Raw genomic sequence first — 17,059 nt, 5'->3', positions numbered from 1 at the left:
GATTTCAATCTTAATTTAGGGAGATATAGGACCATGGAGTGGTATACTTTCGGGCAAATGCTGATGGCGATCCGGATTGGTCAGAAAGCCGTGACACCGGATGGACGAACCCTACACCGTTCCTCCGGAGGATTGTTCTGGAAGGGTGGACGCCAGGACGGTAAAATTGTAGAGATTAGGGACTATCTTTTCACCGATCTCTGGAGGATTGAGGAAGATGAAGAGAGTGGAGAAGAGGCTGGAAAGCGCGAAGCAATGGAGCGTAAGGAAAGGGAAATGCTTGAAAACCAATACGAAGAGCTGCGCTGGGAATATCTAATAGAGCGGCGTAGTAGAGCAGAGAATACAGGAAGAGGTGGAGAACATGGATAAGGTTGTATTCGGATTAGTTGGCGGCGGCTGGAGAGCCGAGTTTTTCTTGCGGATTGCGAAAGCGCTACCGGAACATTTCTCAGTTGGCGCGATGTACGTGCGGAATCCGGACAAGGCTGACGACTTGAGCAGAGCTTGGGGCGTGACTGTATATACGGATTTGGAGCAGTTCATCGTGGCAGGAGGTTATTCCTTCGCAGTAGTTTCTCTGAGCCGGGAGGTTGCTCCGTCATTTATAGGAAGACTTGCTGCGGCACAGATTCCTGTGCTGACGGAAACACCGCCGGCCTCAGATCTGGAAGGACTGATCTCGCTTTGGGAGACAGTAGGCGGGGCTGCGGCCAAAATTCAAGTTGCCGAGCAATATCTGTTCCAACCGATGCATGCTGCCAGAATTGCGCTGGCCCGATCCGGCCGGCTAGGAGAGATTAGTCAGGCCCAAGTTTCAGCGGCACATGGCTACCACGGGATCAGTCTGATGCGGCAGTTACTGGGCATTGACTTTCAGAATGTGACCATCAGCGGCCGGGAATTCCTGTCCCCGATTATCAACGGATCGCAACGTAGCGGCCCTCCGGCAGTGGAAGAGACAGTGGAGGCGGATCAGAAGATTGCCTTCTTCGATTTCGGGAACAAGCTAGGCCTGTTCGATTTCACGGGCGAGCAATATTTCTCCTGGATTCGCAGCAACCGGATTCTTGTCCGGGGGGACCGCGGCGAGATTGTTAATCATGACGTCGCTTGGTTAGAGAGCTTTGACAATCCGGTGTACACAAACCTGCGCCGCATGGATGCGGGACATGGTGGAAACCTGGAAGGCTTCTATCTTAAAGGAATTGTGGCGGACGGAGAATGGTTGTACCGCAATCGCTTTATCCCGGCCCGGCTGACGGATGATGAGATCGCAATTGCGGAGAGTCTGGCCCGGATGGCTGACTATGTGCGGGGCGGCCCGTCCTTCTACAGCCTGGCCGAAGGCAGCCAGGATCATTATTTGTCCCTGCTGCTGGATCAGGCTGTCGCCACAGGCACAGCTGTGACCTCAGAGACTCAGCCTTGGGCTTTGCAAGGCTGAGACACAATCACACTACCGCGTGGTGTGGTAGTGTGGAGAATCTGCTGCAAGCCATCTGCCGAAATTTGAAGCAGATGGCGCCGTGCAGCGGGAAGAAAGTGCATCTGCGCAGCAAGATAGAGCGGAATAAAAGCGCGTCTGCGTAAGCAAGAAGCGGTACGCACAAGCGCATCTGCGTAGCAAGATGAAGCCATGCACAAGCCGTATCTGCGCAGCAAGATAGAGCGACACACAAGCGCATCTGCGCAGCAAGATAGAGTGGAACAAAAGCGCATCTGCGCAGCAAGATAGCTTTGCAGCTGCACAAGCAGGCCAGCCTCCTGATCTCGGAGGCTGGCCTGCTGTATTGTATGGCTGTGCCGATGCTTCAGGCACAGCTTGTGGCGTGCGGCACTGTTACACGCGTGCCGGCTCCGCAAGATCTGACGCCAGCGCTGCATACTGGCCGCGCAGGCGGACCAGCTTGGCGGTGCTGAGCGCCAAGCCGCCCGGCCGGTTGCGCTGCGTCCAGAGCAACCGGTACTCGTGGAGCAGCAGATCCAGATCATGGATCTGCGCGGCGAGCAACTCGCGGTCCACTTGATTCTGGCCCGCTGCCAGCTGAAGCTTCAATCTGCCAAGATGCACTGCATGGCTTATGAAGTGTACCCCACTGCGCAGCTCCCGCAGCACGAGTTCTGCATCCTCGCATTGCAGTGCCAGCCCTTCGATCCGCTCAGCGATATCCCCAGCGTAGCTCTCCAGCTTGTCGAAATGCTCTGCCGTAAGCTGCCCGAGTATCCGCAGATTGTCCAGATCACTGCGCAGCAGCATGGACAATTCGGAGTCGTTGCCGTGATAGGTGGCTTCTAGTGTATAGTAGTTGCCGAGATCCAGCAGCAGTTGTCCGATGCTTGAAGAATGGTCCGCAAAGAGAAATTGATTCAGATATTCCGGAACATTGGCCTCCAGATTATCGTTAACACTCCAGGCAAGTGCAGCGCCGTAGACAAATCCGGCATAGCTGACCGGGAGCTGCTGCCAATGTCCATGATCGCCCCAATCTGTAATGAGGTAGCCGATGGCACCATTGGTTTTGCCGTGAACAGCAGCACTACGTAAGTTGGCCAGCATGTTGTCGGTACGTCCGGTTAGGGAGTTCCAGGAGCTGGTTCCGGGACAGACATAGAATGGAATACCCGCTTCGCGGAATTTCAGTGTGTCCGCTTCAAATGGATGCTCGGCACTATAGCCCCATTCCATCGCGATGATATTCTTGGGGAGCTCTGGGATTAACTCAGGATGCTGGATAATAATATCGCCCCAGAACTGCATGGTTTTGCCGCGGGCTTCCACCAGTTCTTGAATCTTTTGCAGAAAAGACAAGTACAGTGAGCCCTTGCCTTGCTCCTCCGCCAGCGCTTTACTTTTTCCGAGCCCAAGCTCGTAGGTTTCGTCGCAGCCTACATTGAATTTGGAAGAGCTGAAGTAGGGCAGCAGATCATCGTACATTTTCTCCAGCAGCTTAAGTACCTCAGGGTCTTCCGTATCAAAGGTACCAGGATGCATAGGCAGTCCATCGGGATAAAATTCGCTGTAGTACATGTCTTCCGGTAGTGAGAAGCCTTCCGGGATCTCAGCCAGGTGATTGAATTCCGGCCGGGTGAGCCAACCCTCCATATGTCCGAAGCTGTTCTGATTAGGCACAAGCTCGATATAGCGCTCCTTGCAGTAGGCATCCAGTTGAAGGATATCTTCACCGCTGATTGGAGTTTCCAGTTCCCATACCTGAGGGAAAGACTCGTAGGCAAAAGGTGCACCTTCTATATACAACTGCAATTCATTGAGTTTCAGATCCGTCATAAGATCCACGATTTTGAATAGGGTGTCGAGCTTCGGAATTTTATTCCGGCTAATATCAATCATCAGGCCCCGTGCACCAAAGTCCGGTTCATCCCGGATCGTAAGGAACGGAAAGTTTCTCCCGGTCTGCTTCAGAATCTGTTTCAGTGTTGCTACGGCATAGAAAGCTCCCTGCGGAGAGCTGTAAGTCACGTGGACACCAGTCACTCCAGAATGAATCTCGTACGCCTGCGGGGGCAGAGCGGGATCTTGATTAAATAGGAAAGCTGGTTGAACCATCGACCGGGTACCAATGGACAGGGCCAACTCGAAATTCAAGGTTTGCTTAATCAACCGCTGAAGTCTACGCGCAGCCGGCAAAATCCCGGTCGGTGTAGAATTGGCAATAACGATTCGGCCGTTGGCCGGGATGACATAGACCCCTTCGGTCACATCCAAGGACTTGGGATGGGGGAGAAGCTGTAAGGAGACAAAGTTAGGCATAGCGTAGCCACCTCTTATTCATGTAGAATATGATCATCTTCTCTTTAACGATATCACTAGAAAACCAAGGAAGGAATGCATATGGTGCCCAAGCTCATGGATTATACGATCAGCCCTTATCCGATTGTCATCATAGATCCCAAGGTGGATGCCTCTCGGTTGAAGCTGAGGCCTATTCGAGTCGGGCAGGTGGGTCATTTGCCAGGAAGAACACTATTTCGTTCAGAGGTTGTGTTTGAACAGTGGGCGATTGTGTATATCGTCTCCGGTAGCGGAACTTATATGGAGAACAGCGGCAAGGCGCAGCAGGTACGTGAAGGTAGTTTGTTCTTCTTCCGTCCGGGATTTACCTACAACTTTGGCCCCGCTCCGGGAGGAAGCTGGGATGAATACTATATCAACTTTAGCGGTACGCGTATTGCCGAATGGTTGGAGTCAGGTCTTATTGCCGGGGGCATCGTATTTCAGGCGGAAGGTGTCAAGGGTCTACAGGAGGTTTTCGAAACTGTACTTGGACAGATGGAAGGGGGTGCGCCGGAGGACGCTGATCGGGCAGCGTTGTGTCTCGAACGGATGCTTTTGGATTGTTCATATATAATAGAAGAAAAAAATCGACCATCTCAGATTGGTCCCATGCCTCAGATCAGGGAGGACCTGAATTCTTGTGTCTATGGGACGATGGACTTGAACCAGATTGCGGCGAAGCACCATATCTCCATGTCTACCCTGCGCCGTCTGGTTCGCCGCAGCAGCGGGTTTCCTCTGCAGGACTACATTCACCGGTTAAAGATGGCTGAAGCGAAGCATCTGCTACTCAATACTTCACTTCAGGTGAAGGAGATTGCGGGACTGTTACATTATAGCGATCCTTTTTATTTTTCCCGGTTGTTTAAAAAGTACATGGGCATTTCACCACTGTTTTGTCGCCAAAACATAGGATAAAACGACATTAATTCCGCTTATTCCTCTTTATTTTGTCGTAATTTGCAGTTTCTTGTTGACTTTTTTTATAGAACAATGTTACTGTTTACTTTATATAAGTGAGTTTACTTTAGTGCTTACGTACTATTAGCGGAGATGAAGGTCATGAGGGAATTTTACTGCATCCGTTGTCACAATCTCCATAGTGTAGACACCAGAGCATCATCACTGCGCATCCTTTCCACGGGGTATCATATTGTGGAGGGACAACGTTATCAAATTTGTATATGTGATTCCTCGAATTCGTATGATGCTGTTGCCAAGCAGTCGGAATAGCCGTCGGATGCAATGTTTTTTGGAGGAAATCGAAAATAAACTTAAAAACAGCCTGTCCACAAATTGGATAGGCTGTTTGTGATAAGAATCTTACATATTCTTCACATTGAATTCGCTTTCTTTTCGATATTTGGATACAAATAGCTTATCCACCAGAAAAGAAGGGCGTTTTCACGTTATTTATTTGTAATGTAAACGCTCACAACAATGCCTTCAACTTGTTATTGTGATTTTTCTCATGTATGATGCTTTTAACAAAGCACAAATTTAGCTGACATTTTCCACAAAACTGGGGGAACAGGGTGGTGGGAATGAATATTAAATCAACTGCGGAAGACAAAATGGTTGCCTTTTACCGATGTTTTTCATTGTCCCTAACGTCATTGATGTTTCTTTTTAAACCGACGGGACCTTCCGTATTATACAAATCCCTTATTATCATTCTGTTATTTATCTTGGCCCAAGGCTTCGTTATGGGCTACCGAAGGCTCCGAAACAGACCGCGGATCCTAATGTTGGCTGTGAGCACAGAGATGACGCTGATTATTCTGCTTACTTTACTTACTGGGGGCTATGACAGCCCATTTAGGCTTTATGTACTTAATCCCGTTCTCATCGCTGCAGGATCATTGTCCTTATACTTTGGTTGGAGTTTGCTTCTTAGTTATATCGGCATAGTTATCGCTTTTTGTTACCTTTTTCTCAATTCTGCGAATAAGTCTTTCGCCGCAGCCGTTCTTGAGAACGGGAACCTGTTTCTGGCACTAGTACTTACTCTTATAGTAATGCAGATGGTGGCCCGAATCAAACGTCAGCGGGAGGAAGCCAACGCTAGGACCAAAGAGACGCTCGAACAGATCAAATCGCTATACCATATCGTTGAGACCTCCAGCCAGCATGATTTCATGAATATCGGCCAGGTGATTACGGACTATGTGGTGAAGCTTACGAAGCTGGATAAGGCGTTGTTCTGGTTTGCCAAAAAAAGCGGGGAGCCTGCACCGGAGAGCCGGCAGACGGGCTGGCATCAGGAGGATGAGCTGTTCCTTTTCTCCGAACTCGAGAAGCATGAACATGAGTGGCGGCTTCAGCGTGATCCCGTATTCAAGAGTCTACCGGGACTGGGTGACTTTCTGCTGATGCCTGTCCGCATGAGTACCCGATTTGTAGGTATGATCGGCGTGAAGCTGGAATTCGCGGAGGGTCTGGAAGGGCGAAGATGGTACATTCAGCAGCTGATGTTCCTGTCGGAACTGAGTGCCATCATTCTTGAGCGTCATGAGCTGGGCGTTATCGAAAACCGGCTGATCATCACGAATGAACAGAATCGAATTGCCGACGAGATGCATGACAGTGTGTCGCAAAGCCTATTCGGGATCGTCTACGCGACGCATTCTCTGAAGCAGACCTGGAGGAAGCTGCCCGATTATCAGCTGGAGGAGCAGATAGACCTGATTCATGAATCAGCCACCAAGGTTGCCAAGGAGCTGCGAATCACCATCTACAGTCTCAGTTCCAAGAAAAGCGGTGGGCCTACTTGGCTGGGTATGGTTCGTTCGCACCTAAAAAGCTTATCCAGGTTGAATGATGTAGAGATTGAACTTAAAATAACGGGGGACGACTTCAGTCTTCCTTACCCTTACCATAAGGCGTTGTTTCGAATTATCTCGGAAGCTACAGGCAATGCCATCCGTCATGGGGCGGCAAGTCGAGTGGAAGTTGAACTTTCTCTGAAGCCCAAGTGGATCAGATTGTCCATTTCTGATGATGGGACCGGATTCGATGCGGCTCTGCTACACATCGAATCTGAAGAAAGTACTGGCGGACTCGGCATGAAGAATATGCAGTATCTCACCCAGTCGCTGGGTGGCGATTTTCAATTATCAAGCAGTAGGAATGCAGGTACCAAAATATTGATCCTGATACCTGTCGGCACGGCGGAACTGAAAAATGCATAAATTTTAGGCAGGAGGTCGTTTGAGTGAAAATCGTCATTGTAGATGATCACCCGTTGGTGAGAAGAGGATTGGCAGCGGTCATTTCGATGCAGCCTAATGTGCAGTTTGCAGGCGAGGCTACAAATGGCCAGGAAGCGTTGCTTGTGATTGAGGAGACGCAGCCGGATCTTGTGCTGATTGATCTAAAGCTGGCCGATGAGTCGGGACTGGATGTTATCAAGGCGGCACGTACACGCGGGATTTCCAGCAAATTTATTCTATTAACTTCGTCTGCTAGTAGGGAAGACTTCCTTAAGGCAGAGGAGGTGCTCGTCGACGGATATGTGCTTAAGGAGGCACTACCTGAGGAATTGCTGTTCGCCATCCAGTTGGTACACAAGGGGAGGAAATATTATGACCCCGGACTGATGGAGGACAAGATGCGGATGACGGGCAGCAGCCCGACCGACGAGCTGACGCCGAAGGAGAAGGAAGTGCTGATCGAACTTGGGCAGGGGGCCTGCAACCGGGAGATTGCCTCAAGACTCTTTATCAGTGAATTTACAGTGAAGAAGCACGTCAGCCAGATCCTGGCGAAGCTGCAGGTTGCCGACCGTACACAGGCGGCGCTATATGCCAATGCGGTTGGACTGACGAAATTCGAAATGTCATATGATTAAGGCAACTCGCCTCAGGCGGGATTACCAGAAGAACACGGACACCGGGTCCGTGTTCTTTTTTTATGCCTACACAGCTTAGCACCTTAACCTGAACAATTTCTGAACAGTGTCTTATGTTATCTATATGGCACTAAAGTATACCATCCCCCCCTCTAAAGGCGTATGCCACCTTATCCCAAAGTGAAACGGAAAGTAAAGATATGGCCCATGTGGGGACGTGAAGTGATCGGTAGAATAAAAGTAAGATAACTGAAAATTTCATGGATGCTTTCAAAGCATTTTATGCGGAAGGAGGGTTACTGTGGAAAAGACGATTCTGGACTATATTCATTTGATCAAGAAAAGGTTATGGCTGATTACGGTATTTGTACTGATCTCCTGTGCTACAACCCTCTACGTCAGCAAAAACTTCGTTGTACCCGTCTACTCCGCCTCCGGACAGTTGCTTGTTAACAACATTGCAAATGTGCCCGCAGGTAGCAACCTCAACGAGTTGAACTTCAGCCTCAATCTCATCGAGAGCTACAAGGAGATCATCAAATCTCCAACGATCTTGAAGGAGGTTGTGGCTGATCATCCCGAGTTCGGCCTGACGCAAGAGAAGCTGAGAAAGAAGCTGGAGATCAAGTCTTCGGACAAAAGCCAGGTGATTAATCTCAGTGTGGAGGATGAGAACTATACCAAAGCAGCCGGCATTGTAAATGCCGTGTCGCAGACCTTCATCCGCAGCCTGCCATCACTGATGAAGCTGGACAATGTGATGCTTCTGACACCGGCTGATCCGGCCAACAAGCCAGTTGCAGCAAATGCAGGTATCCTGATGAATATTGTCATCAGCTTTGTCGTTTCGGTCATGGCGGCGCTCGGCATCATTCTCCTTATGGAGACGTTGAACAGCACGCTCCGCTCGGAGAAGGAAGCAGAGATTGAGATTGGTCTTCCGGTCATCGCCAGCATCCCGGCCATTCGCAAGCGCGATCTGAGTAAGGGTGCGGGTCTCAATGAGAGAGTAGGGGAGGGCACCTATGCTGCCGCTAAATAGCAGTTTGATTACAGACTTTAATCCTTCTTCACATATTTCGGAATCGTTCCGTTCGTTACGTACCTATATCCGGCAGCTTGGATTGCTGCACAAAGACGGTGGCCAAGTGCTGCTCTTTACTTCAGCAGAGAGGGGCGAAGGCAAGACGACGATTTTGTCGAATCTGGCGGTATCCTTTGTGCAGGATGGCAAGAAAGTGGCAGTGGTCGACTGTAATCTGCGAAATCCGGGACTTCACACTGTATTCGGGGTAGACGGCGGCGATGGGCTAGCAGCTTACCTCGACGGGCTAAAAGAAGCGGATGAGATTCCTGTTCTGGGGAAGCTCGACAATCTTACTGTCATCCCGGCAGGGCACGCCGTAGTTAGTCCGCCGGATCTACTAGGTAGTGATAAGATGTCCGCTTTACTGAAGGTGCTCAAAGACAGTCATGATCTCGTCTTGGTGGATTCGCCTCCAGCCGTTGCTTACAGTGACGCCCGAATTCTGGCACCCCAGGCGGATGGAGTGATCCTTGTCGCCAAGTATGGGAGAACCAAGCGTGATTCATTACGCAAGCTGAAGGCACTACTGGAGCAGACCGGCTCCAACATTCTCGGTATTACCATGAACCAGAGTAAATAACGATACATTCAGGCTATCCAAACTTTTAGGAGGTAGAGTGCGATGAAAAAGGTGAAAAAAGTAATTATCCCTGCAGCAGGTCTGGGTACGCGCTTTCTTCCTGCCACAAAGGCCATGCCTAAGGAGATGCTTCCCATTATCAACAAGCCCACGATTCAGTACATCGTGGAAGAAGCTATTGCCTCCGGCATTGAGGACATCATCATTGTTACCGGTAAAGGGAAGAGAGCCATTGAAGATCATTTTGACAACGCATTTGAACTGGAGTCCCGCCTGCTGGAAGACGGTAAGCTGGAGCTGTTGAAGGAGGTTCAGCGTTCTTCCAAGGTGGAGATTCATTACATTCGCCAGAAGGAACCGAAGGGTCTGGGTCATGCCGTTTGGTGTGCCAGACGTTTCATTGGTGATGAGCCCTTTGGCGTTATGCTTGGCGACGATATTGTCACTGGCAGAACTCCATGCTTGAAGCAACTGATTGACCAATATGAAGAGACGCAGAATTCGGTGATCGGTGTGCAGGAAATTCCGGAAGAATTAACGAGCCGTTACGGGATTATTGAGCCTGATTTTCAGGATGGACAGCTGTACCGGGTGAACAACTTTGTAGAGAAGCCACCGCTCGGCACTGCCCCTTCTAATCTGGCGATCATGGGTCGTTATGTATTTACGCCGAAGATTTTCAAGTACTTGGACCTGCAGGAAACAGGCGCCGGTGGCGAGATTCAATTGACGGATGCCATTCAAAAGCTGAACCAGAGTGAGCGAGTGTACGCTTATAACTTCGACGGTACAAGGTATGATGTTGGCGAACGGCTCGGGTATATCTTGACTACCCTGGAATTCGCGCTGCAAAACGAGGATCTACGTTACCCCGTGATGGATGCTATGGCGGAATGGCTAAGCAAAGCCGGACAAACCACCCTGACAGGATAAGCTTCAGCCCGCCGGAATGATCCGGCAAGCTAACAAAATTTGTGAACATGAGGAGAGTTGAGCATGCAAAAACTGCCGGAAGACTATGAGTACGTCCTGCCGAAACTTTACATGCTGCATGCCAAGGAGGAGGCTAAAGATTCCGATTCCTATCTGGTAATGAAACGGATGATCGATGTCTTCTGTTCTGCCCTTGGCCTTCTCGTCTTGCTGCCGCTGTTCCTGGTAGTGGCTGCTATGATCAAGCTGGAAGATCCCAAGGGGAAAGTATTCTTCCGGCAGAACCGTGTAGGCAAGCACGAAAAGCAGTTTCCGATGTACAAATTCAGATCCATGGTATCTAACGCCGAGGAGCTGAAGGAGCAACTGCTGGCCTATAACGAAGTAAGCGGAGCGATGTTCAAAATCAAGAACGATCCGCGGATCACACGAACAGGAAGATTCCTGCGCAAGACGAGCATAGATGAACTGCCGCAGCTATGGAACGTGTTGCTGGGTCATATGAGCCTGGTAGGTCCACGTCCGCCGCTACCGGAAGAAGTAGCGCAGTATACAGAATATGACAAACAACGCCTTACCGTCACACCGGGGTGCACGGGTTACTGGCAAGTCAATGCCCGTAACAGTGTCGGTTTCGACGAGATGGTGCAGCTCGACTTGACTTATATTCATATCCGCAGCACGATGCTAGATTTGAAAATTATCTTGAAGACCGGCCTCATGCTTCTGGGGTCCAAAGATGCTTATTAATCTTGTGGAAATTAGGTGAATGCCGATGCGTGAACACGGAGTCGCTCCCAAGATTTCCATCATCGTTTGCACATATAACCGGGCAGCTCTACTGATCAAGACCCTCCATTCTCTGGTACCGCTGGAGAATTTGGAGCAAGCAGAGATCATCGTGGTGGATAACCGCTCGAAGGATGATACAGCGTCCCTGGTCAGGACGTTTATCGAAGATTACAGAACAGAGATGGATATTCGCTACATTTTCGAACCGATGCAAGGATTGTCGGCTGCCCGAAATACAGGGATACTGGCCTCCAAATCCTCCCTGATTGCCTTTCTGGACGATGATGCTATTCCTTGCCGGACCTGGATTACAACGATTGTATCCACCTTTGAGGAACGTCCGGAAGTGATGGCCATGGGAGGTAAAATTGCCCCGATCTTCGAGACAGGCCGGCCGGAGTGGCTAATCAAGCCGTTCGAGCTGCCTTACACCATTGTCGATCTCGGCAACAGGATTAAGGAGTATCCAGGTCGACAGCATCCGTGCGGAGCCAATATGGCCATGCGCAAGCCAGTCTTTGATATCAGCCTGTTTCCACTAGATCTGGGTCGAAAGGGTGAATCCCTTTTGTCGGGCGAGGAGACCTGGCTGTTCGGGCAAATCCAGCGCCAAGGGCATGCGATCCTGTACCATCCGGACATGGCGGTGGATCATTTTGTTCCGAAGAGCCGTCTGACCGAGGACTGGATTCTGAAACGGTATTACAGCCAGGGTATTTCCAATGCCATGAAAAGCGAAAGCTTTAAGGACAGAGTGGTCTTGCTGGGAGCAACAGCCGCAAAAGTGCTGTACATCATGGCGGATTCAGTTCTTTCACGAAGCCGGGGAAAACGGCTTTTGAACAAGTGCAGACTGGAGAGTATCCGGGGAACCCTGCACATGATCTGGAACCGGAAGAGAGAATCCGCAGCGGGGTGAGGGGAAGGACATGACTAATTTTGGATGGAGCTTCAAAGCAGGCGCTGTGCCGTACGGGGTGCTCTATCTCATCTCCGCCCTGCTTCTGGGAACAGCGGTGATCTACCAGCCGTTGCTTGCAGCCGCTGTCGTGCTACTGATTATTCTGCTGGGAATCTCAATCGCGCGACCGGAATGGATCAGCTATTTTGTGCTGCTGACGACGGCAATCTCTGTCAACTTTCTGTATGAGGGCAGCCTCTTCGGGATAGAGATTCTATCGCTCTACAAGCTGGCTATTCTGGCCCTGCTGGTGCCGTGTATCCTGGTAAATGGTCTGCGGTTCAAGTTGAGTCAGCCTTTATGGGCTTTACTCGCACTGGTGTTCATCACCTTCGGGTTCTCGATCTGGCTGCCGCAGATGACTTCATCCATCGCTGTTAAGGCGTTTATCGGTCTGTCGCTTCCCTTTGTGTTTCTCTTGATCAACTGGAAAAAAGAAGTCGCCGAGCAGCAAATCCGTATCATCTGCCTGCTGCCGCTGGTCAGCCTGCTGGCTGGAGCACTGCTGCAAGCTGCACATCTGCATTCTTTCTTTGATGTTGAATTCACAGGGGCGGTACGGGTGCAGGGTGCCAACATTCCTTCGCATCTGGCGATGCTGGCCTTTCTGGGAGTCGCCATCCCGTTTATTGAGATTAAGCGCTGCCCGCAGCGCGCCAAGTTCTTTTACACCCTGCTTGGCTTGAACTTTTTCATTCTGATCGGAACAGGAACACGCGGCCCGATACTGGCCCTGGGACTCATGGTTCTGTACTACTTTTACGATATTCTGAAGCAATATTTGAAAGGAAAAACCCTGTACTTGATTCCGCTGCTCTGCTCGTTTCTTTTGATCTTTGCCGCTGTATATATGCAGCTCGACAATCTCAAAAAGCGTTCTTTTGAACGGACGACGGAAACGGGAGTGGATCTGTCAGGGCGAACGGAGGCCTGGACGTATTTTCTGAACAAGGCGGAGGATTCCCCTTGGGCAGGAAGAGGACTGGGAGCAGTGACTGTGGCGAATGACGGCTCTTTGTACAAAGGCTTTGTCGTTCCTCACAACGAGTACATCCGGTTTTATTTTGATGGCGGGTATATCGGCGCCAGCCTGTTGATGCTCTCCTTATTGGCTGTATTTCTTCTGGTTTACAGAGCTTTGGCACCGCCGGTCAAACCGTATTATGTGTTTTTTATTGCAGCGTTCCTGATCTATTCGTTCTCCGACAACACGCTGTCGACGGTCCAATTCATTATCCCGTTCTGTTGGTACCTGAACTGCCTGTATCGATCTTCACGGTAGGCCGATCCCCACAAAAAGAAGTGATACGATGAATCAAGTAAATATGTTCGATGTCAAATTTGATAACTATGATTTCATGGATCTGCTCGATTACATTGACAAGACGATTCGGGAACGGAGCCAATCTTACATCCTGACCTGCAATGTCGATCATGTGATCAAGCTGCGCAAGGACAAGGAATTTCAGAATGTATACTCAGAGGCGGGTGCGGTGGTGGCAGACGGAATGCCGCTCATCTGGGCTTCGAAAATGCTCGGCAAGCCGCTCAAGCAGAAGGTGTCCGGCGCAGATCTGTTCAGTCGGCTAGGCAACGCCTTTGAGCAGCGGAAATACCGGCTGTTCCTACTCGGCTCAGCTGAAGGCGTGCCGGAGAAAGCGATCCGTAACTTGAAGGCGGCGTATCCCGGTATGAATATCGTCGGTTCTTACTCTCCCTCCTATGGCTTTGAGCATAACGAGGAAGAGAACGAGCGCATTGTGAGAATGTTGACCGAGAGTCGGCCAGATATTGTGTTCGTCGGGGTAGGCGCACCCAAGCAGGAAAAATGGATCTATCGCCATTACACCTCTTATCAGGCACCGATTTCGATCGGTGTGGGTGCGACCTTCGATTTCCTCTCCGGTTCGGTGAAACGGGCACCCAGCTTTATGCAGCGAGCAGGCCTTGAATGGTTCTGGCGTCTGAGTCAGGAGCCAAGGCGATTGTGGAAAAGATATCTGGTCGATGACGCGCAGTTTCTGATCCTGCTCCTTAAGGAGTTACGGAAGCGGGATAAAGCGAAGGGAGGCAGAGCGGAATGAACGTAGCAGCGGAGAAAGCAGGCGGGACGGGAAAGTTCCGGGAGGCCTTCCTTGTCCGCCAGGCGCGTAATCGACGGATGGAAGCAGGGGGGAGACAATCATGATGAACCGGGATGAGAACAGCCTGACCCTGCCTTCACTGGCGACCTTAAAGACGGCCGGGAACACTTGGGTACTGGCTGCTATCTGCCTTGTGCTTCCGCTGGCGATTGGCTTTGCCAGCGCCAAGCTAAGTCCTGCCAACAGTTTGCAGGGGGCGATTCTGGCGGGCGTATTATTCCCGGCATTCCTCCTGGCACTGTTGAAGCCACGTCTGCTGTTAGCCTACACGCTGCTGATCTGGGCCATTGCCCCGGAGCTGCGGCGGATCTCCGACTGGTCGGAGGGCGTGTACCATTCCGTATCCATGCTCAGCCTGGCACCTCTGCTGACCGGGGCGACCTTGGCTATTCCAGTGCTGCGGGAGATTCATAAGATCAAGAAGCCTTCCGCCCGCATCATTCTTCTGTTCGGAACTGCGCTTGTCTACGGTGCCCTGATTGGGCTGGCGAAGAACGGCATGAGCTCCGTCTATGATCTGGCCAACTACCTGGTCCCGCTGATGCTGATTCCGTACTTTGCGGTCATGCGTTTCACCGCCAAGGACATCGATCGTCTGCTGTACGACTACGCGAATATAGCTGTCCTGGTCTCGATTTACGGGATCGTGCAGTATTTGGTGGTTCCGCCATGGGATGCCTTCTGGATGAACCACGCAGAGATGATCTCGATTGGTTTTCCGGTTCCACTGGAAATCCGGGTCTTCTCTACGCTGAATTCTCCCGGTCCGGCCGCAGCCTTTCTCGTCTTCGCGCTGGTGCCGATGATTCTGGAGAAACGCTGGCAGGGAACACTCCGCTGGGTCGGCGTTATGCTCGTTGTAGTCTGCCTGCTGACGACCTTGGTCCGTGCATCCTGGCTGGTTCTGCTGGTCATGCTACTCGTCTATATTGCGTCTTCCCCTTCCAAGGGGAAATGGAAGACATTGCTCCAGCTCATATTCGTTGCCGCAGCGCTCTTCTGGATCGTTCCTAAGCTGCCCGGTGCCGAAGGGCTGGTGGCACGGATGGAGACCCTGGGCTCTGTTCAGGAAGACCATTCCTATAATGAGCGCCTTGACCTCTGGCAGCGTATGGTTCCGATGGTCGCTTCCAATCCGGTAGGGCAGGGAATCGGCAGTGTCGGCCAAGGGACGAAGATCGGCAATGGTGGCGAGCTTGGGGAGTACGGCAACATGGACAATGGCTTCATTGCCTTGTTGCTGACCTTTGGTGCCTTGGGCGGACTGTTTTTCTTCTGGGCACTGGGAGCGGTACTGAAGCAGATTGTGGTCAGGGTGGCCAGCAGGGATAGCCTGCAGCCGTATGCTCGGCTGTCCCTGGCGGCCTGGATGGGGGCAATCGCCTCGCTGATGTCCGATAACGGGTTCCCGGGACTCAAGGGATACCTGATCTGGATGCTGATTGGCCTTGGCCTCAGCGGCAAAGAGATTATAGAGAGCAGAAAGAAGGGAGCACCTCATGCAGCAATTGAACGCAAAATCACTTCCGGCTAGCTCGATATGGTCCTCCGTCCGGCAGTTCACCAAGAGCAATGATAATAGCTCGGCTGCTGTGAAAACCATGTTCGTCAGTATTCTGATTCTGGTGCTGAACATGCTGACGGGTGTGTTGACCGCTCGCTATCTTGGCCCATCCGGTCGCGGGGAGCAAACCGCGATGGTGAACTGGTCGCAATTCCTGGCGTTCAGCATGAGCTTCGGCATTCCGTCGGCGCTGATCTATAACGCCAAGAAGAACCCGGAGGATGCCGGCATCCTGTACCGGATGTCGCTGCTGATCGGGCTTTGCTTCGGCGCAGCCGCTACTGTGGTTGGTGTTGTGGTGCTGCCCTACTGGCTGAAATCCTTCAGCCCGGAAGTCGTCCGTTTCGCACAGTGGTCGATGCTCCTGTGTCCACTGATTGTGATTTCACAGGTCAACAATGCCACGTTCCAATTCAGAGGCGATTACAAGCGATTCAACTGGATGCGGTATCTGGTTCCACTGCTCACTCTGGTGATGATCGGGATTCTGATATTTACGAAAACCATCAGTCCCTTTACTACAGCAATGGCTTATCTGCTGCCGGCTGTACCGATCTATATCTATATTACAATCTCGCTGCTTCGTGCCTACAAGGTGAAGATGAGAGACGCCTACCTGAACTTCAAGCGATTGTTCACCTATGGGATGGGCTCTTATGGTAATGATCTGCTGGGACAGTTCTCGTACTATATTGATCAAATTATCATTGCAGGTCTGCTGCGACCTGCGGATCTCGGGCTGTATGCGGTGGCGGTCAGCCTGTCGAGAATGGTTAATTTCTTCTCGACCTCGATTACGATTGTGCTGTTCCCCAAAGCATCCGAGCTGCCCAAGGATGAGGCGATCGCACTGACGTTCAGGGCCTTTCGCATCAGTACAACGTTCACCCTGTTGGGATCGTTATTCCTGATGGTTGTAGCCCCGTTCGTGATTCCTTTACTGTACGGCAAGGACTTCAATACGGCACTGACCGTGTTCCGCTTGCTACTACTGGAAGTTACGATCAGCGGCGGTACACTGATCCTCGCGCAGGCGTTCATGGCGCTGGGCAAACCGAAATTCGTATCCATTCTTCAAGGTGTAGGTTTGGCACTGGTGATTCCATTGCTATTTATCCTGGTGCCACGGTTCGGATTGTTCGGTGCCGGTGCGGCAATGCTTTCGTCGGCTGTATTACGGTTTGGTTTTATCATTCTGAATATTCGCTACAGCCTGAAGGTCAAGATTCCGCGACTGCTGATTAATAGGCAGGATATCCGCTGGATGAAGACGACGATGAATTCCTACATTCGCAAGAAACCTGCGGATGCCCAAAGTTAAGGGCAAGAGAACTTAAGTAATAGAAGGAGGA

General features: G+C 51.1%; 16 protein-coding genes. 14 read left to right on the top strand and 2 right to left on the bottom strand.

Annotated features, from left to right (window positions below):
* The first annotated feature begins 33 nt into the window (after positions 1–33).
* Both ACFVRY_RS24140 and ACFVRY_RS24135 read left to right on the top strand, forming a co-directional pair.
* Positions 34–372 (top strand): hypothetical protein, encoded by a 339-nt coding sequence (locus ACFVRY_RS24140; protein WP_387502840.1) that lies wholly within the window; start codon positions 34–36, stop codon positions 370–372.
* Complete coding sequence (locus tag ACFVRY_RS24135) at positions 365–1,447, top strand: Gfo/Idh/MocA family protein (protein ID WP_387502839.1); 1,083 nt, start codon at positions 365–367, stop codon at positions 1,445–1,447. The genes ACFVRY_RS24140 and ACFVRY_RS24135 overlap by 8 nt, the downstream gene beginning before the upstream one ends.
* Here the strand turns inward: ACFVRY_RS24135 and ACFVRY_RS24130 are convergent.
* Both ACFVRY_RS24130 and ACFVRY_RS24125 read right to left on the bottom strand, forming a co-directional pair.
* Complete coding sequence (locus ACFVRY_RS24130) at positions 1,423–1,752, bottom strand: hypothetical protein (protein WP_387502838.1); 330 nt, start codon at positions 1,750–1,752, stop codon at positions 1,423–1,425. The two genes, ACFVRY_RS24135 and ACFVRY_RS24130, sit on opposite strands and share 25 nt — an antisense overlap.
* A gap of 91 nt (positions 1,753–1,843) precedes the next feature.
* A complete protein-coding gene (locus tag ACFVRY_RS24125) occupies positions 1,844–3,772 on the bottom strand; it encodes a beta-N-acetylhexosaminidase (protein ID WP_387502837.1) in 1,929 nt (642 codons plus the stop codon).
* A gap of 81 nt (positions 3,773–3,853) precedes the next feature.
* Here ACFVRY_RS24125 and ACFVRY_RS24120 point away from each other — a divergent pair, with 81 nt between their 5' ends.
* The 12 genes from ACFVRY_RS24120 to ACFVRY_RS24065 all read left to right on the top strand — a co-directional run bounded on the left by ACFVRY_RS24120 (position 3,854) and on the right by ACFVRY_RS24065 (position 17,028).
* Entirely contained in the window at positions 3,854–4,714 is an 861-nt protein-coding gene (locus ACFVRY_RS24120) for an AraC family transcriptional regulator (protein WP_387502836.1), read from the top strand.
* Between the two features lie 827 nt (positions 4,715–5,541).
* Positions 5,542–6,987, top strand: a complete 1,446-nt coding sequence (locus tag ACFVRY_RS24115; RefSeq protein ID WP_387502835.1) for a sensor histidine kinase — start codon at positions 5,542–5,544, stop codon at positions 6,985–6,987.
* 23 nt (positions 6,988–7,010) lie between these two features.
* Positions 7,011–7,646, top strand: coding sequence for a response regulator (locus ACFVRY_RS24110; RefSeq protein WP_066377216.1), 636 nt, complete (start codon positions 7,011–7,013; stop codon positions 7,644–7,646).
* 301 nt (positions 7,647–7,947) lie between these two features.
* Positions 7,948–8,688: a YveK family protein gene (locus ACFVRY_RS24105; protein ID WP_387502834.1), complete on the top strand. Its 741-nt coding sequence runs from the start codon at positions 7,948–7,950 to the stop codon at positions 8,686–8,688.
* Positions 8,672–9,313, top strand: coding sequence for a CpsD/CapB family tyrosine-protein kinase (locus ACFVRY_RS24100; protein WP_387502833.1), 642 nt, complete (start codon positions 8,672–8,674; stop codon positions 9,311–9,313). Before ACFVRY_RS24105 ends, ACFVRY_RS24100 begins: the two co-directional genes overlap by 17 nt.
* A gap of 42 nt (positions 9,314–9,355) precedes the next feature.
* Positions 9,356–10,246, top strand: a complete 891-nt coding sequence (gene galU, locus ACFVRY_RS24095; protein WP_066377222.1) for a UTP--glucose-1-phosphate uridylyltransferase GalU — start codon at positions 9,356–9,358, stop codon at positions 10,244–10,246.
* Between the two features lie 57 nt (positions 10,247–10,303).
* A complete protein-coding gene (locus ACFVRY_RS24090) occupies positions 10,304–10,996 on the top strand; it encodes a sugar transferase (RefSeq protein WP_066377223.1) in 693 nt (230 codons plus the stop codon).
* Between the two features lie 25 nt (positions 10,997–11,021).
* Positions 11,022–11,957, top strand: coding sequence for a glycosyltransferase (locus tag ACFVRY_RS24085; protein WP_387502832.1), 936 nt, complete (start codon positions 11,022–11,024; stop codon positions 11,955–11,957).
* A gap of 10 nt (positions 11,958–11,967) precedes the next feature.
* Positions 11,968–13,281: an O-antigen ligase family protein gene (locus ACFVRY_RS24080; protein WP_387502831.1), complete on the top strand. Its 1,314-nt coding sequence runs from the start codon at positions 11,968–11,970 to the stop codon at positions 13,279–13,281.
* 28 nt (positions 13,282–13,309) lie between these two features.
* Complete coding sequence (locus ACFVRY_RS24075) at positions 13,310–14,083, top strand: WecB/TagA/CpsF family glycosyltransferase (protein ID WP_387502830.1); 774 nt, start codon at positions 13,310–13,312, stop codon at positions 14,081–14,083.
* Between the two features lie 100 nt (positions 14,084–14,183).
* Entirely contained in the window at positions 14,184–15,677 is a 1,494-nt protein-coding gene (locus tag ACFVRY_RS24070) for an O-antigen ligase family protein (RefSeq protein ID WP_387502829.1), read from the top strand.
* On the top strand, positions 15,643–17,028 hold the full coding sequence (locus ACFVRY_RS24065; protein ID WP_387502828.1) for a lipopolysaccharide biosynthesis protein: 1,386 nt from the start codon (positions 15,643–15,645) through the stop codon (positions 17,026–17,028). Before ACFVRY_RS24070 ends, ACFVRY_RS24065 begins: the two co-directional genes overlap by 35 nt.
* Positions 17,029–17,059 lie beyond the last annotated feature (31 nt).

It is taken from the genome of Paenibacillus sp. NPDC057934, assembly GCF_042887565.1.
In the GTDB taxonomy this organism is placed as follows: domain Bacteria; phylum Bacillota; class Bacilli; order Paenibacillales; family Paenibacillaceae; genus Paenibacillus_AQ.
The sequence above is the reverse complement of the archived record's forward strand: the minus strand, read 5'-3'. Positions and strand labels throughout refer to the sequence as shown.